Below are 23,892 nucleotides of genomic sequence, written 5' to 3'. Positions count from 1 at the left end.
GCATGCCCGTTGTCCCAAACCGCCGAACACTTTTGGGCGACATGCAAAAGTTTGGAGACCGAGAGCCATGGCCGCCGACAAGAACGCATTCGTCTGGGATGATCCTTTCCTGATCGAGAACCAGCTTTCGGAAGACGAGCGGATGGTGCGTGATGGCGCCGCGGCATTTGCCGCCGACAAGCTCGCTCCCAGGATCGAAGAAGCCTACCTCGAGGAAAAGACCGATGCCGGGATCTTTCGCGAGATGGGCGAGGCGGGCCTGCTCGGCATTACCATCCCCGAGGAATATGGCGGGCTCGGTGGCAACTATGTCAGCTACGGACTGGTGGCGCGGGAAGTCGAGCGCATCGATTCGGGCTATCGCTCGATGATGAGCGTGCAGTCTTCGCTGGTGATGTATCCGATCCATGCCTATGGCTCGGAGGCACAGCGCAAAAAATACCTGCCGAAGCTGGCGTCAGGCGAATGGATCGGCTGCTTCGGCCTGACCGAGCCGGATGCCGGTTCCGACCCCGGCGGCATGAAGACGCGGGCCGAAAAGACGGCGAACGGCTACAAGATCTCCGGCTCGAAAATGTGGATTTCCAACGCGCCGATCGCCGACGTGTTTGTCGTCTGGGCAAAGTCGGCTGCGCATGACAACGAGATTCGCGGCTTCGTGCTGGAAAAAGGCATGAAGGGGCTGTCGGCGCCGAAGATCGGCGGCAAGCTGTCGCTTCGCGCATCGATCACCGGCGAAGTGGTGATGGAAGGCGTCGAGGTCGGCGAAGATGCGCTGCTGCCCAATATCTCAGGCCTGAAGGGTCCGTTCGGCTGCCTCAACCGGGCGCGCTACGGCATCTCCTGGGGTGCGATGGGCGCGGCGGAAGATTGCTGGCACCGGGCCCGCCAATACGGCCTCGACCGCAAGCAGTTCGGCAAGCCGCTGGCCGGCACGCAGCTTTTCCAGAAGAAGCTCGCCGACATGCAGACCGAGATCGCGCTCGGCCTGCAGGGCAGCTTACGAGTCGGGCGGCTGATGGACGAAGGCAAAATGGCGCCGGAGATGATCTCGATCGTCAAGCGCAACAATTGCGGCAAGGCGCTCGACATTGCCCGCCAGGCCCGCGACATGCATGGCGGCAACGGCATCCAGATCGGCTACCACGTCATGCGCCACGCGCAGAACCTCGAAACCGTCAACACCTATGAGGGCACGCATGACGTGCATGCGCTGATCCTCGGACGGGCGCAGACCGGGTTGCAGGCGTTTTTCTAAACGGCCATGCCCTTCGCTCCGTCATCCTCGGGCTTGACCCGAGGATCCATGCGGTGACGTCAAGGCGCCGCTGCGGTGCAGGATGTTTCAGGGCAGGGGCACGACAGTGGTTCGTGCTGCACGGCTGCATTCTTCGGCTAGCGTCACGGCATGAAGCCTGGGGTCTGCGCCGCGTCGCTCCGCTCCGGGACGACGAAGCTGTGAGGGCTTTGCCAATCGCAGACGCTGGAGGCCAGCGGTGGCCAGTCATAACAGGCGGAGTTGCGTTCAATAGCTGCTTAAATTAGGTGCACCGCAACATCTCTGCTTGGAGAATGGCCAGCATTTGTGTCAGGGTTCGGCGATATCGTTTGAAACGCCGACTTTTGGGGCCCCATGGCAATTCTGGCAGCCGTCTACCACCTGACCCATTACAAATATGACCGGCCGGTCGTTCTCGGCCCTCAGGTCATCAGGCTGCAGCCGGCGCCGCATTCCCGCACCAAGGTGCTCAGCCATTCGCTGAAGGTCGAGCCGGCGAACCACTTCGTCAACCTGCAACAGGATCCTTACGGCAACTTCCTGGCGCGCTTCGTGTTTCCCGAACCGGTGACGGAACTGAAGATCGAGGTCGACCTCGTCGCCGACATGACGGTCTACAATCCGTTCGATTTCTTCGTCGAGCCGTCGGCCGAGATCTTTCCGTTCGAATACCCGGAAGAGATCAGCGACGATCTCGCCATCTACCGGACGCCGGAACCGGCCGGGCCGCTGCTGTCGGCGTTCCTGCAGACCATCGATCGTAGTCCTACCAACACTGTCAATTTTCTCGTCGACCTCAATGCGCGCCTGCAGCGCGAGATCGCCTATATCGTGCGCATGGAAACCGGCGTCTTCTCACCCGAGGAAACGCTGGCCGCCAAGAAAGGCTCGTGCCGCGACACGAGCTGGCTGCTGGTGCAGATCCTGAGGAACCTAGGCATCGCCGCGCGCTTCGTCTCCGGCTACCTGATCCAGCTGAAACCCGACCTCGTCGCGCTTGACGGACCGCCCGGCACCGCCGTCGACTTCACCGATCTCCATGCCTGGTGCGAAGTCTATCTTCCAGGGGCCGGCTGGATCGGCTTCGACCCGACCTCCGGCCTGCTCACCGGCGAAAGCCATGTGCCGCTCGCCGCGACGCCACATTTCCGCAACGCCGCGCCTATTTCCGGCATGGCCAGCTTCGCCAATGTCGAGTTCGGCTTCGACATGCGGGTCGACCGCATCGCCGAGCATCCACGCATCACCAAGCCGTTCTCCGACGAAAGCTGGCAGGCGCTCGATGCGCTGGGCAACCGGGTCGACGCCGCACTCGAGGCCGGGGACGTGCGGCTGACCATGGGTGGCGAGCCGACCTTTGTGTCGATCGACGATTTCGAGGCGGAAGAGTGGAACACCGCTGCCGTCGGCCCGACAAAACGTGAAAAGGCCGATGCGCTGATCCGCCGGCTGCGTGAGCGTTTCGCGCCCGGCGGCTTCCTGCACTACGGGCAGGGCAAGTGGTATCCGGGCGAAAGCCTGCCGCGCTGGACCTTCTCGCTGTACTGGCGCGCCGACGGCGAGCCGGTGTGGAGTGATTCATCGCTGATCGCACGGGAAAACAGCGAAGCAGTTGTCGGACCGAAGCAGGCTGAAGGCCTGCTGACGGCGATTGCCGATGAACTCGGCGTCGACAAGACCATGGTCAGCGAAGCCTATGAGGACCCGGCCGAGTGGCTGCTCAAGGAAGGCAAGCTGCCGGAGAATGTCGATCCGTCCAATTCGAAGCTGGACGACCCCGAGGAGCGCAGCCGCATGGCGCGGGTGTTCGAACGCGGCCTGACCAAGCCGTCGGGCTACGTGCTGCCTGTGCAGCGCTGGAACAGCCAGGCGTCCGGACCGCGCTGGCGTTCGGAGAAATGGACGACGCGGCGCGGCAAGCTGTTTCTGGTGCCGGGCGATTCACCGGTCGGCTATCGCCTGCCGCTTGGCACGCTGCCCCATGTGCCGCCGGCGCAGTTCCCGTATATCGTGCCGGTCGATCCTTCCCTGCCGCGCGGACCATTGCCGGCGCGCGGGACTATTTTGCCTGAGGCCACTCCCTTGCCGGAGGCTGCGCCTTTGCCCGAGCCCACTTTGGCCGAATTGGAAGGCGCAGACGAAATGGCGCGACGCCAGCAAGCGGCGTCCTTCACCGCCGCGACCGGCCAGCAGGACCGTGTCGAACAGGAGATCACCGAGATCGGCGGCGCGGTGCGCACCGCACTGTCGGTCGAGCCGCGCGACGGGCGGCTTTGTGTGTTCATGCCGCCGGTCGAGGCGCTGGAAGATTATCTCGAACTGGTCGCGGCGGCCGAGAACGCGGCAAAGACTATCGGCCTGCCGGTGCATATCGAGGGCTACGGCCCGCCGCACGATCCGCGCCTCAACGTCATCCGCGTGGCTCCGGATCCCGGGGTCATCGAAGTGAACATCCATCCGGCTGCGAACTGGCAGGACTGCGTGGCGACGACCACAGCGATCTACGAGGAGGCGCGGCAGACGCGGCTTGGCGCCGACAAGTTCATGATCGACGGTCGCCATACCGGCACGGGCGGCGGCAACCATGTCGTCGTCGGCGGCGCGACACCCAATGACAGTCCGTTTCTGCGCCGCCCGGATCTATTGAAAAGCCTGGTGCTGCAATGGCAGCGGCACCCCTCGCTGTCCTATCTGTTCTCCGGTCTATTCATCGGTCCAACCAGCCAGGCGCCGCGCTTCGACGAAGCACGCCATGATTCGCTCTACGAACTCGAGATCGCGATGGCGCAGGTGCCGCATCCGGACAGCGGCAGCGCGCCGCTGCCATGGCTGGTCGACCGGCTGTTTCGCAACCTTCTGACCGACGTGACGGGCAACACCCACCGTTCGGAAATCTGCATCGACAAGCTGTTTTCGCCCGACGGCCCTACCGGCCGCCTGGGTCTGGTCGAGTTCCGCGGCTTCGAGATGCCGCCCAATGCGCGCATGAACCTCGCGCAGCAATTGCTGGTGCGCGCCATCATCGCCCGCGCCTGGAAGAATCCGCTCGATGGCCGCTTCGTGCGCTGGGGCACGTCGCTGCATGACCGTTTCATGCTGCCGCACTATGTCTGGGCCGACTTTCTCGACGTGCTGGATGATCTCAAGCTGAACGGCTTCGAATTTCGTCCCGAATGGTTCGACGCGCAGCTCGAATTCCGCTTTCCGTTCTGCGGCGAGGTCCAGCATGCCGGCATCAAGCTGGAGTTGCGGCAAGCGCTGGAGCCGTGGCATGTCATGGGCGAGCAGGGCGCCATCGGCGGCACGGTGCGCCTCGTCGATTCCTCGGTCGAGCGGCTGCAGGTGAAGACCGAAGGGCTTAACCCGGAGCGTCACGCGGTCGTCTGCAACGGCCGCATCGTGCCGATGAAGGTGACCGACACCAGAGAGATCGCGGTGGCGGGCGTCCGCTTCAAGGCCTGGCAGCCGGCATCGGGCCTGCATCCCGCGCTGCCGGTCAATACGCCGCTGGTCTTCGACATCTATGATCAGTGGTCGGGCCGGGCGATCGGCGGTTGCGTCTACCATGTCGCGCATCCCGGCGGGCGCAGCTACGACACTTTCCCGGTCAACGGCAACGAAGCGGAGGCACGGCGGCTCGCCCGCTTCGAGCCGCGTGGCCATACGCCGTCCGGCTACGTGCCGCGCCATGAAGAAGCCTCTGAAGATTTTCCGATGACCCTTGACCTTAGACGGCCACCAAGATTCTGATCGATGATGGCAAAGGGGAATCACAGGAAAATAGGGAACAGGCCGCATAACCTGCTGGAGCACTACCAGCCGATCGACGGTGTCGTCGATGAGATGGTCGATGCGTCAGGCAATCCCCGCCCGGTCTGGACGGGCTTCATCGAGGCACTGGAAGAGCTGGGGCCGGAAAAGCTCGGCCAGCGCTTCGCCCGTGCCGACCAGTATCTGCGCGACGCCGGCGTCTATTACCGCGTCTACGACAAGGCCGGCGCCAATGAACGCGAATGGCCGCTGGCGCATGTGCCCCTGCTGATCGAGGAGCAGGAATGGGCCGCGATCAGCGCCGGGCTGGTCCAGCGGGCCGAGCTGTTCGAGGAAACGATCGCCGATATCTACGGGCCGAACCGCCTGGTCGAGAAGGGCATCTTGCCGGCGGGGCTGATCGCAGCCAGCCCGGAATATTTGCGGCCGGTCGTCGGCACCAGACCGGCCAGCGGCCATTTCCTGCATTTCTGCGCCTTCGAGCTTGGCCGGGGACCGGACGGCCGCTGGTGGGTGCTGGGCGACCGCACGCAGGCGCCGTCGGGTGCCGGCTTTGCGCTGGAAAACCGCGTCGCCACAACGCGTGCGCTGTCCGACATCTATGGCGAGATGCATGTGCATCGCCTTGCCGGCTTCTTCCGTCGCTTTCGCGACGCGCTGAACGGCATGGCCAAAGACTCCGCCGGCCGTGTTGCGATCCTGACGCCGGGGCCGCTCAATGAAACCTACTACGAACATGCCTATATCGCCCGCTATCTCGGCATCATGCTGCTTGAAGGCGAGGATCTGACCGTCTCCGGCGGCCGGTTGATGGTACGCACGGTTTCGGGGCTGATGCCGGTCAGCGTGCTCTGGCGGCGGCTCGACGCCGCATTCGCCGATCCGCTGGAGTTGCGGCCGGATTCGCAGATCGGCACGCCAGGGCTGGTCGAGGCGATCCGCCGGGGAGCCGTTTCAACCGTCAACGCGCTCGGCTCCGGACTGATGGAAACGAGGGCGCTGCTCGCCTTCTTGCCGAAGATTTCGCGCGAATTGCGCAGCGAGGAGCTTCTGCTGCCGAGCGTCGCGACATGGTGGTGCGGGCGGGACGCGGAACGTGACCATGTGCTGGCTAACCTGGACCGCATGGTGATCGGTCCGGCGCTGTCGACGCGGCTTGCCTTCGAGGATGACGATTGCACCAGGCTGGGCTCGGCACTGGTTGCCGGAGAGCGGGCCGAACTGATAGCCCAGATCGAACGGGACGGCGGCGACTTCGTCGGACAGGAAGCGGTGACGCTTTCGACCACGCCGGTCTATGTCGGCGGCTGGCTGGAGCCGCGGCCGGCAAGCCTGCGCGTCTATCTGGCGCGAACGCCTGAAGGCTGGACGGTGATGCCCGGCGGTTTTGCCCGCGTCGGCTTTTCGCTCGACCCGACGGCAATCGCCATGCAGCGCGGCGGCCAGGCGGCGGATGTGTGGGTGGTCAGCGACAGACCGGTGGAGCGCGAGACGCTGCTGCCGCAGGAGCACGACAGCTTCACCCGCACCTTGCCGGGCAGCCTGCCGAGCCGCGCGGCGGAAAACCTGACATGGCTCGGCCGTTATATCGAGCGATCGGAAGACACGGTGCGCATCCTGCGCGCCTATCACGTGCGGCTGGCCGAGGCCTCCGACCCGAACATGCCGCTGCTTGCCGATATCAGAGACTATCTCGAACCGTTCGGCATAGACGTCGAATCCGCGATCCCGCCGGGGCTGATCGGCACGCTGGACAGCGCCGTCTACAGCGCCGGACAGATCCGCGACCGCTTCTCGCCTGATGGCTGGCTGGCGCTGAAGGATCTGTCAAAGACCATTCATCAATTCGCGACAACTGTCGCGCCTGGCGATGACGCGACGCGGGCGATGACGGTGATCCTGCGCAAGCTCGCCGGGTTTTCCGGCCTGCTGCATGAGAATATGTACCGCTTCACCGGCTGGCGCTTCCTGGAGATCGGCCGGCGATTGGAACGCGGCATCCAGATCGCCCGCACGCTCGCCCGATTGACCAGGGCTGCGGCGCCGGACGGCGCGCTCGACATGATGCTGGAGATCGGCGACAGCGTCATGACCCACCGGCGTCAGTATCCGGTGCAGGCCGGCCGGCGCACGGTGATCGACCTCCTGGTGCTCGATCCGCTCAACCCGCGCTCCATCCTGTTCCAGCTCGAGCGGCTGAAGGCCGAAATCGCGCTGTTGCCTGCTGTCGGTGGCGAGGGGCACATGTCGCCGGCGGCGAAAGAGATCCTGCAGCTCAACACGGCAATCGCCATCAAGGAGCCATCGGACATGACGGCGCAGGCCCTGGCCGATCTCGCCAACGAGATCGGCGGCCTCTACAACAGCCTCGCGAAAGCCTATTTCGGCTAGGGACGGGTTCAGATAAGGCGGGCATGCTCTACGACATCAGGCTCAATCTGCGTTATGATTACGATGCTGCAGCCGGCGGCGGCCGCCATCAGGTGCGCGTGCTGCCGCCGACGATATCGGGCGTGCAGCGCGTGATCGCCGCTTCGCTGTCCTTCGCGCCGGCGCCGAGCGAACGCTCGGATTTTTCCGATTTTTTTGGCAACAATGTCACGTCGATCGCCTTTCGCGACGTTCACGATGCGCTCGACATCAGGATGAGCGCGCGCGTCGCGGTTTCGCGGCCGGAACCTGGGCTTGACGTGTCGCCCGACATTCGCCGGCTGAGGGAGGAACTCGACGCGGTGCGGTCGCTGTCGCCTGATACACCGCATCACTTTCTGGCCGCCAGCGACCATGCCGGCATCGATGCGGCAATCACGGCCTACTCGCGGAGCAGTGCCGGCAACTCCGCTGTCAGCACGGCCATGGACCTGTGCAGCCGTATCTACCGCGATTTCACCTACGATAGCGAGGCGACTACGGTGCAGACCCTGGCAAGCGATGCCTTCCACCTGAAGCGGGGCGTCTGCCAGGACTTTTCGCATATCATGATCGCCGGCCTGCGCGGCCTGGGTGTCCCCGCCGGCTATGTCAGCGGGTTCCTGCGCACCATTCCGCCGCGCGGAAAACCGCGGCTGGAAGGGGCCGACGCCATGCATGCCTGGGTCAAGGTGTGGTGCGGGCGCGACACCGGATGGCAGGAGTTCGATCCGACCAATGGCATGCGGGCCAGCAACGACCACATCACCGTCGGCCATGGCCGGGACTATTCGGATGTAGCGCCGATCGTCGGCGTCCTGAAAACAACCGGAGGGCAGGTCGGCGAGCAAGCAGTCGACGTCATTCCAGTCGTGCTGGAAAAGGCATAACGGCAAGCGAGGCCGCACTCGATCTGTAGGCGCCGAACGTAGACAGAGGACGGCTCCTCGAACGCACACGCGGTGAGCCTGACATCATTCTGAAAGCCGTTCGCGGAACCAGCGGCGGGTCCGGCGCTTATCTACGGGAAAATTTCTCGCGGAGAGGACATGTTGGACAAATCCGGGTCGCCATCCGGCCGATCGGCTGGCAAGGAGGTTGCACCAAAAGACGGGGCGCCGACAAATGGGTCGCAAGCCTCTGCCGATCGAGCCTCGCTTACCTACCTCACCGACGCCGAGCCCGGTATCCGGCGTCTCAGGGCTGGCAAGGGATTCTCATATAAAGGGCCTGACGGGCAGGGTGTCGACGACGACACTATGGCGCGCATCAGGGCGCTCGCCATTCCACCGGCGTGGACGGATGTGTGGATCTCGCCGGATGCTGACGGTCACATCCAGGCGACAGGCCGTGATCAGCGCGGACGCAAGCAATATCGGTATCATGCGCTATGGGCGGAGGAGCGTGACGGCGTCAAATACTCGAGCCTGGTTGCCTTTGCAGAAAGCCTGCCTGAGCTGCGACGCCAGATCGATGCCGATCTGCGCCGTCACGGGCTGCCGCTGGAACGCGTTGTCGCCGCTGTGGTCTGGCTGCTCGACAACACGATGATCCGCGTCGGCAATGCCGCCTACGCTCGCGACAACAACAGCTTTGGGCTGACCACGCTGCGCGACCGCCATGTCGACATCAATGGCTCGAGCCTGCGTTTCGCTTTCAAAGGCAAGTCCGGCAAGGAATGGAAGCTGAAGCTCGTCGATCGCCGGATCGCCAGGATCGTGCGCGGGGCGCAGGATCTGCCGGGCCAGAAGCTGTTCCAGTATCTCGACGACGACGGAAGCAGGCGACCGATCCGATCAGACGACGTCAACCGCTACATCAGGGAGACGGCAGGGGCGGATTTCAGCTCCAAGCACTTCCGAACCTGGGGCGGCACTATCCATGCTGCGTCACTGTTTGCGCAAACCGAACGACCCGAAAGCCAGGCACAACAGAAGCGGGTGATGAACGGCCTCATCGACAAGGTCGCCGAGCGGCTGGGCAACACCCGCGCCATCTGCCGCAGATGTTACATCCACCCGCAAGTTTTCGATGCCTGGTCCGAAGGACGGCTGCTCAGCGAAATAGCGGATGCGAACAAGCGGAAACGATCGATACCCGGCCTTGATGACGAAGAGGCTCTCGTACTGAGATGGCTGAAGGCGCAGGAGAGCTGAACCGAACGGGGCCGCCGCAGGCTTTCGTGATCCGTGTAGGACGTAATTTTTTGTCGACGTCATGTCGGGATAGGCCCTAGTGTTTCGTCCTTTGACAGAGAAAAGGACGACCCATGCTTTACGCGATCCTCTGCTATGCCTCCGAAGACGTCGTCTGCTCCTGGAGCAAGGAGCAAGATGACGCTGTGATGGAAAAACTCCTTGGCGTGCAGGAAAAATACGCTCAGGCGGGCCGGCTCGGCCCGGTCGCGCGGCTGCTGCCGACAACCGCTGCGACAACCCTAAGAAAGGTCAAAGGCGAAGCGGTCGTCATCGACGGACCATTTGCCGAAACCAAGGAACAGTTCCTCGGCTTCTACACGCTCGAATGCGCCGATCTCGAGGAGGCCGTCGACTTTGCGCGTGAACTTTCCGAGGTCAACCCGAGCGGCGGCTCCTACGAGATACGGCCGGTTTCGCTCTTCAATCCCGCCAAGGTTTCCGCATGACCGACCTTACCTGGATCAGCACGGCGATCAGCACTGCCCGCCCCCAGGTGATGGGCGCGCTGCTGCGCTACTTCCGCGATCTCGATGCGGCGGAGGAAGCCTTCCAGGACGCTTGCCTGCGAGCTCTGAAGAACTGGCCGACAAACGGCCCGCCGCGCGATCCGGCAGCCTGGCTGATCTTCGTCGGCCGCAACAGCGGCATCGACGCGGTGCGCAAACGTGCCAAGCAGGCGCCGCTGCCGGAAGAGGACCAGATCTCCGACCTGGAAGATGCCGAGACCGACATCGCCGAACGGTTGGACGGCGCGCATTACCGCGATGACATATTGCGGCTGCTGTTCATCTGCTGCCATCCCGACCTGCCGGCGACGCAGCAGATCGCCGTGGCGTTGCGCATTGTTTCAGGCCTGAGCGTCAGGCAGATCGCCCGCGCCTTTCTCGTCGGTGAAAGCGCCATGGAGCAGCGCATCACCCGTGCCAAGGCGCGCATCGCCGATGCCGGCGTGCCGTTCGAGACGCCCGGTGCGGTCGAGCGCTCCGAACGGCTCGCCGCGGTCGCCGCCATGGTCTACCTGATCTTCAACGAAGGCTATTCGACCAACAGCGGCGAGGCCCCGGCTCGCGCGCCGCTCTGCGAAGAAGCAATCCGGCTGGCCAGGCTGCTGCTTAGGCTGTTCCAGACCGAGCCGGAGATCATGGGCCTGACGGCGCTTTTGCTTCTCCAGCATGCGCGTGCGCCGGCGCGTTTCGACGAGAATGGCGAGATCGTGCTGCTCGAAGATCAGGATCGCAGCCTGTGGAGCCGCAAGATGATCGACGAGGGGCTGGCGCTGGTCGACAAGGCGCTGCGCCACCAGAAGCCCGGTCCCTACCAGGTGCAGGCCGCGATCGCCGCCCTGCATGCGCGGGCGGCGAAGCCCGAGGATACGGATTGGAACGAGATCGACCTGCTCTACGGCTTGCTCGAGCAGATGCAGCCGTCGCCGGTGGTGACGCTCAATCGCGCCGTCGCGGTCGCCAAGGTGCGCGGGCCGGAAGCGGCACTTGCCATGATCGAGCCGTTGGAACAAAGGCTTTCCGGCTATTTCCACTTCTTCGGCCTCAAGGGTGGCCTGTTGATGCAGCTCGGCCGTGGCGAGGAGGCACGTATCGCCTTCGACCGTGCCATCGCTCTTGCCAACACGGCAGCCGAGGCCGCCCATATCCGCATGCATATCGACCGCCTGATGAAGGAAGGCGCTGCGCGGGGAACCGCGCAGACAGCGCGCTGAACGAGTCGCTGGTTCAACGGTCTGACCTTGGCTTAGACCATGCCGGGGTGGCGATTTTTCCCTGAAACGAGTAATGCCACGACATGACAGCGCCTGATGTACCGATCGGCGCAGGAGACGGCATGGCACAAGGCTTCGACCGACGTGCTTTTAAGTTTGTTTTATGCATGTCGTTGTCCCAAAACCGCTGCGCACTTTTGGGCGACATGCATGAGCGACGGGATCTGAAAGGGAAAGAAAATGACGATTGCGAAGGAAACAGCCGGGCTACTGGCGAAACTGGGCGTCGCCGAGGACGCGCTTTCGGGCGGCGATCTTATCGTGCGCAGCCCGGTGACTGGGGAGCAGATTGCCGCGCTGAAGACGATCTCGCCGGCCGATGCGGCGGTGACCATCGACAAGGCCCACAAGGCCTTCCAGGCGTGGCGTCTGGTCCCGGCGCCGAAGCGTGGCGAACTGGTGCGGCTGCTCGGCGAAGAGCTGCGCGCGCGCAAGGCCGAGCTCGGCCGGCTGGTGTCGATCGAAGTCGGCAAGATCCCGTCCGAAGGGCTCGGTGAAGTGCAGGAGATGATCGACATCTGCGATTTCGCCGTCGGCCTCTCCCGGCAATTGTACGGCTTGACCATCGCCACCGAGCGCCCTGGTCATCGCATGATGGAAACCTGGCATCCGCTGGGTGTGGTCGGCGTCATCTCCGCTTTCAACTTCCCGGTTGCGGTGTGGTCGTGGAATGCCGCGCTCGCGCTTGTCTGCGGCGACGCGGTGGTTTGGAAGCCGTCGGAAAAGACACCGCTGACGGCGCTCGCCTGCGAGGCGATCTTCGAGCGGGCGGCAGAGCGTTTCGGCGATGCTCCGGAAGGCTTGACGTCGGTGCTGATCGGCGACCGCGCCGTCGGCGAAATCCTGGTCGACCATCCCAGGGTTCCGCTGGTCTCGGCCACCGGCTCAACCCGCATGGGCAGGGATGTCGGTCCGCGGCTGGCGAAACGCTTTGCCCGCGCTGTACTGGAGCTCGGCGGCAATAATGCCGGCATCGTCTGCCAGACCGCCGATCTCGACATGGCCTTGCGCGCCGTTGCGTTCGGCGCCATGGGCACGGCCGGGCAGCGCTGCACGACGCTGCGGCGCCTGTTTGTGCATGAGAGCATCTATGATGCCTTGGTTCCGCGCCTGAAGAAGGCCTATGAAAGCGTCTCGGTCGGCAATCCGCTGGAGACATCAGCGCTGGTCGGACCATTGATCGACAAGGCGGCCTTCGACGGCATGCAGAACGCGTTGAAGGAAGCCGCCGCTCACGGCGGCAAGGTGACCGGTGGCACGCGGGTCGACAATGGCCATCCCGACGCCTATTACGTTCGTCCGGCGCTGGTCGAGATGCCCAAGCAAGTGTCGCCGGTGACGGAAGAGACCTTTGCGCCGATCCTCTATGTGATGAAGTACTCTAACTTCGACGCCGTGCTCGACGAGCACAACGCGGTCGGAGCGGGGCTGTCATCGTCGATCTTCACCCGCGACCTGCAGGAATCCGAGCGGTTCCTCGGTGTGGACGGGTCTGACTGCGGCATCGCTAACGTCAACATAGGCACATCGGGGGCGGAGATCGGTGGTGCCTTCGGTGGCGAGAAGGAGACCGGCGGCGGCCGCGAGTCGGGCTCCGACGCCTGGAAGGCCTATATGCGGCGAGCCACCAACACGGTGAATTATTCGAAGGCGCTGCCGCTGGCCCAGGGCGTATCCTTCGACATCGACTAGGCTGGTGAGACCCTTGTCGTGGCGGCTACGCCGCTAGCTGCCACAATTTATCTCGGTCGCAGTCAGCGGCGCCCGGGAGATCCGGAACAGTCTGCGAAAGCTGCATCGGTGATCGCGAGCTACGCCGGCCTTTCCCGTGCCCTCGCCATCTGGCGGAATCTGTAGAGCGCCGGTAGCGAGATCGCGCGGCATGCGCGCCTGTTCGTCAGCGGCAATCGAAGCTGCCGCGGACCGTGACGATGACTCTTCGGATGTGGCTCTATGGAGCGGCAGATGTGGCCCACCACATCTCGTTGAAACGTCACCCGAGCCGACCCATATACGCATCGCGTCGGATGTTTTCCTCCCATTGCGTCCGGCGTGTTTCCCTCTGGAGGTTTTGAACCTTCATGCCTGGCCGGACTTTAACAGTCCGGCCTTTTTATTGGTCCTGTGAAGCTGCGAGTCCGCGAGCGAGCTGTAGAAACCGCCGTAGGTCAGAGCATCCACGACCGGGCAGGCCGCGGTGCGGCAGCGGGCACGGGCGCCCAGTCAGCATCACCAGCCCAATGAGCGAGAATGTCCGTGCCATTTTCTTCATTTTCCACAGCGGCGTAGCCGTAGGGGTGCGGCAACGGAAGCTGCCATTTTGTCGGGAAATCCACTAGGCTCGCTTGGTTTGCGAGACGGCGAGAGGTGCTCGACCTGAAACAGATGCCCGATATGAAACAAATGAGATTGCTCGGCATCGTGGCCGCGACGGCGATCGGTCTGTATGTCTGCTATCTCTTGGCGCTGCCTTTTTTGCCCGCATTGACGTGGGCGCTGGTGTTGGCAATCGTCCTGTACCCGGCTCATCGACGGGTCGAGGAAAGGCTCAGGAACCAAAACCTGGCTGCACTGACGTCGGTCAGCATCGCGGCGGTTGCAGTCGGCCTGCCGCTCATCTTCGTGGCACAGCAGCTTGTTCGCGAGGCGGTAAACGGCGCCACCTATCTGGAGGAGGTCATCCGGGGTTGGAACACAGATACATTCGTGTCGGGCTACCCCGGGCTTTCGGCGGTTGCCCAGTGGATTGAGAACCAACTCGATCCGGCCGGCACGGTCGCCGCATTTGTACAATGGCTGACGGGACAAAGCACATCGCTGTTGCGCGGCTCGATCAATCAGGCCGTGATGTTCGTGCTGACATTTTATCTGCTGTTCTATTTTCTGCGGGACCGTGAATCCGCCCTGCGGGGGATCGAGCGTCTTTCGCCACTGCGTGCACCAGAGACGGCCTACATGCTGTCCCGCCTTGCCGAGACGGTACATGCGATCCTGATAGGCACCGTTTTTGTCGCCGCTGTGCAGGGAACGCTGGGCGGCCTGATGTTCTGGTGGCTCGGCCTGCCCACGCCGGTCTTCTGGGGCCTGGTAATGGGACTTCTTGCCATCGTGCCAGTGCTCGGCGCATTCGTGATCTGGGTGCCGGCAGCGATCTATCTCGCTCTGGAAGGATCTTGGGCAAGCGCAGCGATCCTGACCATCTGGGGCGGCGGCGTCGTCGCCGGCATCGACAATCTGCTCTATCCGATGCTTGTCGGGAGCCGGCTGCGGCTCCACACAGTGATGGCTTTTATCGGTGCGGTCGGTGGCATCCTCCTCTTTGGAGCATCCGGGCTCGTCCTCGGCCCTGCGGTGATCGCAGTCACCATCAGCCTCATTGACATCCTCAAGAAACGATTGAACGGCCAACCCGGGGCGGAACTGACGCCAAAGCAAGACACGAAGCCACCACGTCAGTCGAGAGCCGCGCCCGGTCGTGAATAAGCACCGCCACGCGCCCCTGTTCGATTCTAGACCTAAAGACTTGGCAGGCCGTATCGCTCGCGAAGGATGCGCTCACCCCCAGCGTCGAAAACTTCCGAACGCTCCAGCAAAGGGATCACGTCGTCGATGAAGCTTTGCTGGTCGACCCAATAGTCGAGGCTAGTCGAGGCAAGCGGGTCGCTTTTTCGGGCATGCGCCAACCGGCCTCGTGACTGCCGAGGCCAAAGATCACGGCATTTGAGATATATGCACAGCGGCGGGCTCATTTTTGGCCGGCTATATAGGCGTTGCTGTAATAGGCCGCGAAATCGGGGCGTTCGCCGATCAGGTTCCCATCGCTGTCGCGCAGGGCGCCGGCCTCGAACAGGTAGTCGCCGATCGCCTCCATCTTTGCTGGATCGATTATGCCGATCGCGCCGGTGGGGCTTTGCAGATAGTAGCCGTCGACCAGCGCCTTCAGGGAAGCTTCGATCAGCGGACGGTCGGTCAGCACGTCGCTGTTTGCTGCGATCAGGATATCAGCCGCTTCTTGCGGATGTTCGACGGCGAAGGCATAGCCGCGCCTGGTCGCGGCGATGAACCCGGTTGCCGTGTCCTTGTTCTTTTCGAGGTAGGCCCGGCTCGAGCCAATGAAATTGGTGTGTTGGTCGGGCACGCCGAAATCGGCGTAGCGGAAGGCGCGCTGGGCCTCGCCGTCAAGTTCCGCTTTGATCCCCTCCCAAGTGTAGACTTCGAGCGTAAAATCGACTGCGCCATTGGCCAAGGCCTCATAGGCGGAGGTGCCAAGCGTCACCGTTTCGAATTTGCCCTCGCCGCCATCATGGCGGATGATGGTGCCGATCAGCGCATTCTCCCAGGCGCTGCCGAAACCGCCATAGGTCAGGCCGTCCAGGTCCCTTGGGGACTGTATATCGGCGCGGTCGGCATTGAACACCAGCCTGCCGGTTTCTGTCTGCATGATTGCGTAGGTGGCGACGAGGTCGGCCCCGGCGGTGCGTTGGGTGAACAATCCTATGGATCCCAATATACCGAAATCGGCCACGCGGTTGGCGATCAGCGTACCGGCCGCAGTGTCGCTGTAGGGCAGGATCTGCACGTCGAGCCCGGCCTCGGCGTAGAAGCCTTTCGCCTGGGCGACATAGAGCCCGACATGGTTTGTGTTCGGCGTCCAGTCTAGTGCGACGGTGACAGTCTGCTGGGCGCGGACGGACATGACGGGTCCGAGCCCGGTGATCAATGCGGCAGCGATGAAGAGGCGTCTGGAAAGCATGGTCAAGTCCTTTGGGCGGGCTGTGGATCGAGCAGGGTATCGAGGATGTCGGCTTCGATGGCGCTGGCTTCCGGCGAGGCAAGATCCGTGCGCGGGCGCGGAAGAGGTATGGCGATTTCGCGCAGCACGTGGGCGGGGCGGCCGCTCAGCACATAGATGCGGTCGGACAGGAAGACTGCCTCGCGCACGTCGTGGGTGATCAGCAGGACGGTCCAGCGGTGTCGGTCCCACATCATCTGAAGCCAGCGCTGCATGCCGGTGCGCGTGAGGGCGTCGAGTGCGCCGAACGGTTCGTCGAGCAACAGCATGGCGCGGTCCTGCACGACGGTACGCAACAGCGCGGCGCGCTGGCGCATTCCGCCCGAGAGCTGCGCCGGATACTTTTGCTCGAAGCCCGCAAGGCCGAATTCGCCGAAGAGCGGCGCCACCTTGTCGCCCGCCGCCTTGCGGGACATGCCTTGCACTTCCAAGCCCAGCGCGGTGTTGTCGATAACCGTGCGCCAAGGCATCAGGGCATCGTGTTGTGGCATGAAGGCAAACGGTCGGCGCGCGTCGGCCAATGGCCGCCCGTCGAAGTCGACGCCGCCGCCGTGGCCTTCGAGACCACCCGTCAGCAATTTGAAGATCGTGGATTTGCCGGCTCCGGAGGGGCCGAGGATTGAAACGAATTCGCCCGGCTCGACATGCAGGGTGATGCCGGCAAGCACGTCAATGTCGCCAAAACGCTTGCTGACCTGGCGCAGCTCCAGCCGCCTGCTCATGATTTTCGTGCGGCATCGAGCCGCTCCCATGGCATGGCGGCGCGCTGGATCAGCACCGTAGCGGCAAACAGGGCCAGCGTGAGCAAGGCGCTGATCAGCACGGCTGCGAGCACGAGATCGGGCCGGAAATTGTTCTTGGCGTTGAGCATGTAGATGCCGAGCCCTTTGGCCGCGCCGGCATATTCCGCGAAGATGGCGCCCACCACGGCATAGGTGATCGAGATGCGCAGCCCGGCGAAGAAATATGGCAGCGAGGAGGGCAGGCGGGCCAGCAGGAAAATGCGCATGCGGGAAGCGCCCATCGAACTCAGAAGCGCCGAGATGTCCCGATCCGTCGATTCATAACCCTGCACCAGCGCGACCAGCATGGGAAAGAAAGTCACGAGGGCGACCAGCATGATCTTCGGCGTCAGCCCGAAGCCGAACCAGAGAACGATCAGCGGGGCGATCGCCACCAGCGGCAGGGTCTGGCTGATGATGAAGACCGGGAATAGGGCGCGGCGCAGCGGCTTGAAGAAATCGATCAGCACCGAAAGAAGGAAGGCAACGGCCAGCGAGCAGGCGAAGCCCACCAATGTGGCGCTGATCGTCGGCACGGTGTTCTCGAACAGCGCCTGACGCTGGTGGATGGCCTGGGCGAGGACTCGTGACGGAGCGGGCAGCGTCGTGGGTGAGATGCCCGAGATGCGCGCATAGAGCTCCCAAGCCAAAACCAGCGTGCCGACCGATAGCAGGGCCGGTCCGATCTTGGCGAACAAGGCTGCGATTCGCGGCGCGGCGGAGAAAGATTGGGACATGCGAGACCTGCCTGGCGCGAAAAGATCAGCGCGGGGCCGGGCTGTTGGCCGAAACCGTAAGCTCGATCGTGACATGGCCCTGGAGTCGGCCGACCGGCAGCGTCGAAATATCGCCTGTGCCTATGCGCAACCGATTGCGACAAAGGTCGAGCGCATCGAGCGTCGCGGAGATGACGACACCGCCGAAATCGCCGGTCGTCGGATAAAGAGAAATCTGTACGTCAGAAAACATCGCCCGCCTCGCTCCGCTGGTATTATCCAGATCAGCTCTAGGGTTTACGGGCTTGCAGCCCATCTCTCAGCCCCGACGATACGGAGCACCCCTGTGGATGGCGGCAATTAAACAGATATGGGGCGGAGCTGCAAGTCCGCGCCCGACCCGTGAAACCTCAGGTCAGAGGAGGTGCGGCTACCCGAACATCCAACTCGAGAGGTCGCTCTCGATATCCTGAGAGGCTGAATGACTGAAGGTACAGGAAAGGCGTCGATCGAGTGGACAATTTCCCGTTCGTCGTCTCCATTGTCGATGCCAGGCGTTTGGTGAATTGTCTTTTCGGCAATTGCGACCCGCGCTTTGTTGGAGAGCCAAATGCAAGAGTTCATTCTTTTTGCGCTCGTAGGGTTTGTAGCTCAAGCCGTGGACGGGGCTCTCGGCATGGCCTACGGCGTGGTTTGCTCGACAACACTGCTGGGGTTTGGCGTGTCTCCTGCACACGCTTCGGCTTCAGTTCACGCGGCTGAGCTGTTTACCACAGCGGCCTCGGGTTCGGCTCACCTCTATCACCGCAACATCGACTGGAAGCTTTTCTGGCGGCTGATGCCGTTTGGCGTTCTCGGCGGCGTTCTCGGCGCTTTTGTGCTCACCTCGTTTGAGGGAGCGATCATGAAGCCATATGTGACCACATACCTTGCGCTCGTAGGAGCTTGGCTCCTGTTCCGTTCCTTCCGGCGTATCCCAAGCAATCCGGTCCCTGCAAGCGCGGTACCTCCCCTTGGACTTGGTGGTGGATTTCTCGATGCGGCAGGGGGTGGCGGATGGGGACCCATCGTAACAACGGGCCTTCTCGGTTTTGGCGGGACGCCCCGCTACGTTATTGGTACGGTAAATGCCAGCGAGTTCCTCATCACGTTCTCGGTGTCTCTGACCTTCTTGTTTGCGTTGCTAACGGGCCATTGGCAGGAGGCAGGAGAGCTGACAGAAAATCTAATTGCCGTTGCCGGCTTGATCCTTGGCGGCGTAGTCGCAGCGCCGATTGCGGGATGGGTAGTGAAGTCAATCGCAGAAAAGACGCTTCTCAGGCTCGTTGGTATCCTCATCATACTGTTGGCTGGCTGGCAAACCGCGCAACTCTTCGAATGGGTGTAAACTGAGGCACATCGAAAAGTTGTCGGCGTCGCTTCCCTGGCGGCTATGCCGGAGACAAAAACTCAATTCCCAAATGGAACGAAGAGAACCCCCTTGATGTTTGGCTTCCTTGGACAACCGGAGGACGAGTAATGAAAAAATTGGTTGCAACAGCAGGGTTGGCGCTGGCGGTCGCGATGCCTGCAGCGGCTCAGGACACCGCGACCGCAAAAGCCGAATTCGTCAACATGGCTGGCGAGAAGAACGGAACGGCCACGCTGACCGAGACGGCGCACGGCGTGCTGATAGCGTTGGAGGTAACAGGACTGCCGCCGGGTGAATGGGTCGCATTCCATGTCCACGAAACCGGAAAGTGCGACCATCAGACCGGCCATGCCTCGGCCGGTGGGCACTTCAATCCGACGAATGCCGAACATGGATACCTCACCGGGAAAGGCCCGCACGCGGGCGATATGCCCAATCAGCGGGTCGGCCCCGATGGCGTTTTGCGTGCCCAGGCTTTTAACAGCGTGGTCAAGCTGGATGGCGGAGATACGGCCATACGAGGCAAGGCATTGATGATCCACGGCGGACAGGACGACTACAAAAGCCAGCCTGCAGGTGATGCCGGAAATCGTCAGGCCTGCGCCGTGATCGAGTGAAAGCCCCGAAATGAGTTCAGACCTGTCCGACATATGGTCTGACCGGCTCTTCAGCCTCGGCGGCCAGGCGGATGGTCGGAACCTCTAGCGTGATGATTGCATGAACGATACTTCTCCTATGGGTGTGCCTTCTATGGGCCTTGCCCAGTCAGCCATTTCCGCCCGCGGCCTGGTCAAGACATTCGGCAAGCTACGCGCGGTCGATGGTATCAATCTCGATGTGCCGCGCGGCATGATTTTCGCCATCCTGGGCCCGAACGGCGCCGGCAAGACAACGCTGATGCGGATGCTGGCGACGCTGTCGCGCCCCGACGCCGGCTCCGCGACCGTGATGGGGCACGATCTCGTGCAGGCCCCGCATGAGGTCCGTGCGGCAATCGCGATGACCGGGCAGTTCGCTTCGCTCGACGAGGACTTGACGGGCCGGGAGAACCTCGTCCTGCTCGCCCGACTCTGGGGTTTTCGCGGTCGCGCCGCGAAAGCCCGTGCGGACGATTTGCTCGCGGCTTTCGGCTTGTCCGAAGCGGCGACGAAACAGGTGAGGGACTATTCAGGTGGCATGCGAAGGCGGCTCGACATAGCCGCCTCGCTGGTCGTCACGCCGGGCGTGCTGTTCCTCGACGAGCCGACTACAGGCCTCGACCCGAACGCCCGCAAGGATGTCTGGGGCATGATCCGCGGCCTCGCCGAGGCCGGCGTCACCATCCTGCTCACCACCCAATATCTCGAAGAGGCCGATCAACTTGCAGCGCGCATCGCCGTCATCGACCACGGCAGGAAGATCGCCGAAGGTACCAGCCGCGAACTGAAGGCGGCCACCGGCTCCGGCTTTCTCCGTGTCGCGCTCGCCGATGTGGCACGGCTGGACGAAGCGGCGACCATTCTCGAACGCCGGCTGGAACATCCTGTCCAACGCAGTGCCGAAGGCGCGGAGCTCTCCGTCCTTGCCGGCACAGCGAAGACCGCCAACGAGGCGCTGGCCGATCTGGTCGCCGCCGGCATCGAGCTGTCGGATTTCTCCATGGGCCAACCCAGCCTCGAGGAGGTCTTCTTCGCGCTGACGGGCCAGCCGGGCCTGGGTGAAAGCCGCAAGGAAGGCGACAAGCCATGATCGACACGACATCCCTGCAGCGGCTGCAAAGCGTCGCCCGACCTGGAACCCCATCAGCCGTTTCCAACGCGCTCGTCTTCGGATGGCGCGCTGTGCTGAAATTCAAGCATGTGCCGGAGCAGCTCTTCGATCTGGTGATGACTCCGATCATGTTCACGCTGCTCTTCACCTTCGTCTTCGGCGGTGCGCTTGCCGGTTCGCCTGGGGAATACCTGCAGTTCTTCCTACCCGGCATCCTGGTTCAGACCGTGGTGTTCAACGCAGTCTATTCGGGCATGGGATTGTCGACCGATCTCGGCAAGGGCTTATTTGACCGCTTCCGATCGCTGCCGATCTGGTCGCTGTCTCCGTTCGCCGGCCTGATGGTGGGCGACATCCTGCGCCATTTGATTGCCGCCTCGATCATTCTCACCATCGGGCTGATCCTAGGCTACCGGCCTGAGGCAGGCATGCCCGGCGTGCTTGCCGCCTTCGCCATGCTGATCGCCATCGGGTTCGGCATGGGCTGGGTATTCATCGTGCTCGGCCTGCTGATCCGCACGCCAACCACGGTGATGACGCTCGGCTTTACTTTCCTGTTCCCTCTCGTCTTCGCCTCCAACATCATGGTTGACCCCGGCACCATGCCGGACTGGCTGCGGGCCTTCGTCGAAGTCAACCCAGTGTCGCTGATGACGACGGCGCTGCGCGGGCTGATGGGTGGCGGGGCGACACTCAGTCAGGTCGTCCTCGCCCTGATCACGCCGGTGGCGCTGACCGCGGTCCTGGCGCCGACGACCCTATGGCTGTATCTCAGAAGGTGAGGACCTAAACGGTCGCGATCCTGATTGCCTGAGCGAAAATGCGCCCCGGATGGACCTGCGCATCTTAAAAAGCCGACGCGGCTGCATCTGACGCTCGAACAGAAGCCAGAACGGCGCTCCAAGATCAGCGGCAGCACGACCGTTCAAAGCACTGTCCGGCTGTCGGCGCCCATGATCGAGGCCGCTTCCACCAGAGATCGGTCGATAGTGGAGAAGCCGAGCGACAGCGTGACCAGGGGCAGCGTCACAAAGAAGATCGCGTGGCTGATGACTGCCGTCCATGGCGCGCCGTAGGAGCCGGCCATCGCCCAGAAGGTCAACAGGCCGAGCGCGGTGATAACAGGCAGCAGGATGAAAGGCGCCACGCCGAGCAGGCGGAAGATATTCGCCCACGGCGCCACGTGCCGCCAGCGAAACCAGGCGAGCGGCAGGGCAACCAGCACGGCGAGCGCGGCGGAAAGCCCTGCCAGCACGAGCGAAGCGACGAGAGCTGCCCGCCAGCCCGGATGCATGCCGCAGACGGACCGCCGATCCAAGCGAAACCGTCGAACGTTATCTGGCGTGATGTGCGCCTCAGCTCTTGATCGCTAAGCGCCGTCTTCGGCTGTGCGGATGTTCCTTACGCGACATGCACCGTGCGCTGCCTCGGCTTGATCGCGGTGGCGAGCAGCAGGCCGGCGACGATAAAGGCAGCGCCGGCGAGGTCGTAGTCGTGCAAGCTTTCCCCAAGGAAAACATAAGCGAGCACGGCGACGAAGACAGTCTGCAGATAGAGCAGCATGCTGGCGCGCCCGGCACCAAGCGTCTCGACGCTGCGGTTGTAGAGGTAATACATCAGAGCGCCGCCCGGACCAGCGACATAGGCGAGTGCCAGAAGGCCGTTCACATGCAGCGCCGAACGTTCGCCGGAAAACAGCTCCCAGAGATAAAGGGGCAGTGCGGCCAGCGCGCCGGCTCCTAGCAGCAGGACCACCATCGGCAGAAGCTCGATAGCGAATTTGGAGCGACGCAGCAGCACGGTGTAGAGGCCCCAGCAAAACGCGCTGCCGACGATCCACAACTCGCCGGGATTGAACTGGAGCCGCATCAGCGCGGTAAGGTCGCCGCGCGCTACGATCACCACCATCCCGACCAGAGCGAGCAGCGCGCCAAGAGCCTTCCAGACGCCGAGGGGCTCGCCGAGCACGTAGCGGGCAAGCACCATTGTCATGATCGGCGACAGCGCCATGATGATGCCGGCGGTCGTCGCGTCGGTGTAACTGAGGCCCGTGTAGATCATGCCCTGACAGAGGGTCAGCCCGATCGCGCCGATGGCCAGCACCTCGATCGTCCGGGACTGGATCAGCACGCGCATCGCCCCGTGATGACGATGGACGATAGGCAGCAGGATCGCGCAGGCGAGCGCCAGCCGCCAGAAGCAGAGCGCCCAAGGCGGCATTTCGGGGGCAACCCACTTGGCTGCGATGTAGACGCCGGCGGACAGGAGCCAGCAGAGCGTCGCGGTGGAATAGGCGAGAGGAAGCGATACGCCGGCAGTCGCCTTGGCTACGCCTGGATGGGCTATCGGCAGCGATTGCATGCCCGTCTCCTCCCACTGCCGATCTTAGCAAGATTGCTGCGTCTTGCCGAGCAGCAACGCCACCTATTTCACCGATCCTTGCGCGGCGGTTTTTTGTTTTCCGCGTGGAACACAGGCCAGCGACGAAAGTTCGGCTTCTGCAGCCGCAGACAAATGCTGCCAGATCGGATCCTCCCGCCGATCACAGCCCGCGTCCTCTGCCGGAGGCGCAGGCTTTTCAATCGCGTCCGCCTCGCCGGCAGATCGCGCGAAAGCGCAAGCAGACGAATGCTGCTTCCCGTCGCTAAGCGGATCAAAATTATTAAAATATTTCAGAGAGTTATGGTAGAGGGAGTGGAACCGGAATCCAACCTTCTCCACGGATCCGCGATTACCTTCGTAGTCGGGTGTTCGGCTGATGCTGTTCAGTCGACCTGTTCAATCTGCGGGCCTGGGTCAACCGGCGGAGCCGGCGAGCAATTTTGCCCCTTGCATTCCTCGACGGGGTGATCGGCTGGTGGCAGGCAGTTTTGGCCCCCGCAATGAACTGCCGGCTGTGGCGCTTCTACGTGGTTAGGCGGACAAGCTGATCCTCAGCGCGAACGGCCGGCATTGCTACGCTGATCGTGCCCGTGCACAAGAGCGCAATCCGAAGCAATTTCATTTCC

19 protein-coding genes, 1 pseudogene and 1 riboswitch are annotated in these 23,892 nt (G+C 63.1%); of the genes and pseudogenes, 13 read left to right on the top strand and 7 right to left on the bottom strand.

Going from position 1 to position 23,892, the window contains the following annotated elements:
- Nucleotides 1–67 precede the first annotated feature (67 nt).
- The 9 genes from EOA78_RS23670 to EOA78_RS23625 all read left to right on the top strand — a co-directional run bounded on the left by EOA78_RS23670 (nucleotide 68) and on the right by EOA78_RS23625 (nucleotide 14,917).
- The gene (locus tag EOA78_RS23670; RefSeq protein WP_127317230.1) at nucleotides 68–1,258 is read left to right on the top strand and encodes an acyl-CoA dehydrogenase; all 1,191 of its coding nucleotides are present in this window, start codon (nucleotides 68–70) and stop codon (nucleotides 1,256–1,258) included.
- A 375-nt stretch (nucleotides 1,259–1,633) separates the two neighbouring features.
- Nucleotides 1,634–5,029 carry a transglutaminase family protein gene (locus tag EOA78_RS23665; RefSeq protein WP_127317229.1) on the top strand — a complete coding sequence of 1,132 codons (3,396 nt, stop codon included), beginning with the start codon at nucleotides 1,634–1,636 and terminating at the stop codon, nucleotides 5,027–5,029.
- Nucleotides 5,030–5,035: 6 nt separating this feature from the next.
- The gene (locus EOA78_RS23660) at nucleotides 5,036–7,441 is read left to right on the top strand and encodes a circularly permuted type 2 ATP-grasp protein (RefSeq protein WP_127317239.1); all 2,406 of its coding nucleotides are present in this window, start codon (nucleotides 5,036–5,038) and stop codon (nucleotides 7,439–7,441) included.
- Nucleotides 7,442–7,464: 23 nt separating this feature from the next.
- The gene (locus EOA78_RS23655) at nucleotides 7,465–8,349 is read left to right on the top strand and encodes a transglutaminase family protein (protein ID WP_127317228.1); all 885 of its coding nucleotides are present in this window, start codon (nucleotides 7,465–7,467) and stop codon (nucleotides 8,347–8,349) included.
- A 159-nt stretch (nucleotides 8,350–8,508) separates the two neighbouring features.
- Nucleotides 8,509–9,615: a DNA topoisomerase IB gene (locus EOA78_RS23650; protein WP_127317227.1), complete on the top strand. Its 1,107-nt coding sequence runs from the start codon at nucleotides 8,509–8,511 to the stop codon at nucleotides 9,613–9,615.
- A gap of 113 nt (nucleotides 9,616–9,728) precedes the next feature.
- Nucleotides 9,729–10,103, top strand: coding sequence for a YciI family protein (locus EOA78_RS23645; protein WP_127317226.1), 375 nt, complete (start codon nucleotides 9,729–9,731; stop codon nucleotides 10,101–10,103).
- A complete protein-coding gene (locus tag EOA78_RS23640) occupies nucleotides 10,100–11,374 on the top strand; it encodes an RNA polymerase sigma factor (protein ID WP_127317225.1) in 1,275 nt (424 codons plus the stop codon). The genes EOA78_RS23645 and EOA78_RS23640 overlap by 4 nt, the downstream gene beginning before the upstream one ends.
- Before the next feature lie 240 nt (nucleotides 11,375–11,614).
- Nucleotides 11,615–13,126 (top strand): aldehyde dehydrogenase family protein, encoded by a 1,512-nt coding sequence (locus EOA78_RS23630; RefSeq protein ID WP_127317223.1) that lies wholly within the window; start codon nucleotides 11,615–11,617, stop codon nucleotides 13,124–13,126.
- A 675-nt stretch (nucleotides 13,127–13,801) separates the two neighbouring features.
- Complete coding sequence (locus tag EOA78_RS23625) at nucleotides 13,802–14,917, top strand: AI-2E family transporter (RefSeq protein ID WP_348628501.1); 1,116 nt, start codon at nucleotides 13,802–13,804, stop codon at nucleotides 14,915–14,917.
- Nucleotides 14,918–15,179: 262 nt separating this feature from the next.
- Here the strand turns inward: EOA78_RS23625 and EOA78_RS23620 are convergent, their stop codons facing one another.
- The 4 genes from EOA78_RS23620 to EOA78_RS23605 all read right to left on the bottom strand — a co-directional run bounded on the left by EOA78_RS23620 (nucleotide 15,180) and on the right by EOA78_RS23605 (nucleotide 17,977).
- Nucleotides 15,180–16,193 carry an ABC transporter substrate-binding protein gene (locus EOA78_RS23620; RefSeq protein WP_164783902.1) on the bottom strand — a complete coding sequence of 338 codons (1,014 nt, stop codon included), beginning with the start codon at nucleotides 16,191–16,193 and terminating at the stop codon, nucleotides 15,180–15,182.
- Nucleotides 16,190–16,948, bottom strand: a complete 759-nt coding sequence (locus EOA78_RS23615) for an ABC transporter ATP-binding protein (RefSeq protein ID WP_127317221.1) — start codon at nucleotides 16,946–16,948, stop codon at nucleotides 16,190–16,192. The genes EOA78_RS23620 and EOA78_RS23615 overlap by 4 nt, the downstream gene beginning before the upstream one ends.
- The gene (locus tag EOA78_RS23610; protein WP_164783901.1) at nucleotides 16,945–17,745 is read right to left on the bottom strand and encodes an ABC transporter permease; all 801 of its coding nucleotides are present in this window, start codon (nucleotides 17,743–17,745) and stop codon (nucleotides 16,945–16,947) included. The genes EOA78_RS23615 and EOA78_RS23610 overlap by 4 nt, the downstream gene beginning before the upstream one ends.
- Nucleotides 17,746–17,770: 25 nt before the next feature.
- A complete protein-coding gene (locus tag EOA78_RS23605; protein WP_127317220.1) occupies nucleotides 17,771–17,977 on the bottom strand; it encodes a hypothetical protein in 207 nt (68 codons plus the stop codon).
- A riboswitch (TPP riboswitch) is annotated at nucleotides 17,968–18,080 on the bottom strand. (Overlaps the previous gene by 10 nt.)
- 254 nt (nucleotides 18,081–18,334) lie before the next feature.
- On the opposite strand from EOA78_RS23605, the gene EOA78_RS23600 reads away from it, so the two are divergent.
- The 4 genes from EOA78_RS23600 (at nucleotide 18,335) to EOA78_RS23585 (ending at nucleotide 21,666) form a co-directional block, all read left to right on the top strand.
- A complete protein-coding gene (locus EOA78_RS23600; protein ID WP_127317219.1) occupies nucleotides 18,335–19,111 on the top strand; it encodes a sulfite exporter TauE/SafE family protein in 777 nt (258 codons plus the stop codon).
- Nucleotides 19,112–19,242: 131 nt separating this feature from the next.
- Entirely contained in the window at nucleotides 19,243–19,752 is a 510-nt protein-coding gene (locus EOA78_RS23595; protein WP_127317218.1) for a superoxide dismutase family protein, read from the top strand.
- Between the two features lie 100 nt (nucleotides 19,753–19,852).
- Entirely contained in the window at nucleotides 19,853–20,863 is a 1,011-nt protein-coding gene (locus tag EOA78_RS23590) for an ATP-binding cassette domain-containing protein (protein ID WP_127317217.1), read from the top strand.
- Nucleotides 20,860–21,666, top strand: coding sequence for an ABC transporter permease (locus EOA78_RS23585; protein ID WP_127317216.1), 807 nt, complete (start codon nucleotides 20,860–20,862; stop codon nucleotides 21,664–21,666). Before EOA78_RS23590 ends, EOA78_RS23585 begins: the two co-directional genes overlap by 4 nt.
- A 146-nt stretch (nucleotides 21,667–21,812) precedes the next feature.
- Here EOA78_RS23585 and EOA78_RS23580 read toward each other — a convergent pair.
- The 3 genes and pseudogenes from EOA78_RS23580 to EOA78_RS36140 form a co-directional block, all read right to left on the bottom strand.
- Nucleotides 21,813–22,178: pseudogene (locus tag EOA78_RS23580) on the bottom strand (ABC transporter permease); the annotation flags it as partial.
- Nucleotides 22,179–22,285: 107 nt separating this feature from the next.
- Nucleotides 22,286–23,245: a DMT family transporter gene (locus EOA78_RS23575; protein WP_127317215.1), complete on the bottom strand. Its 960-nt coding sequence runs from the start codon at nucleotides 23,243–23,245 to the stop codon at nucleotides 22,286–22,288.
- A 63-nt stretch (nucleotides 23,246–23,308) separates the two neighbouring features.
- Nucleotides 23,309–23,605: a hypothetical protein gene (locus tag EOA78_RS36140; RefSeq protein WP_164783900.1), complete on the bottom strand. Its 297-nt coding sequence runs from the start codon at nucleotides 23,603–23,605 to the stop codon at nucleotides 23,309–23,311.
- Nucleotides 23,606–23,892 lie beyond the last annotated feature (287 nt).

It is taken from the genome of Mesorhizobium sp. M5C.F.Cr.IN.023.01.1.1, from assembly GCF_003997585.1.
Taxonomy (GTDB): Bacteria; Pseudomonadota; Alphaproteobacteria; order Rhizobiales; family Rhizobiaceae; genus Mesorhizobium; species Mesorhizobium wenxiniae.
Note: the sequence above shows the minus strand (reverse complement) of the source record. Positions and strands in the feature narration are given on the sequence as shown.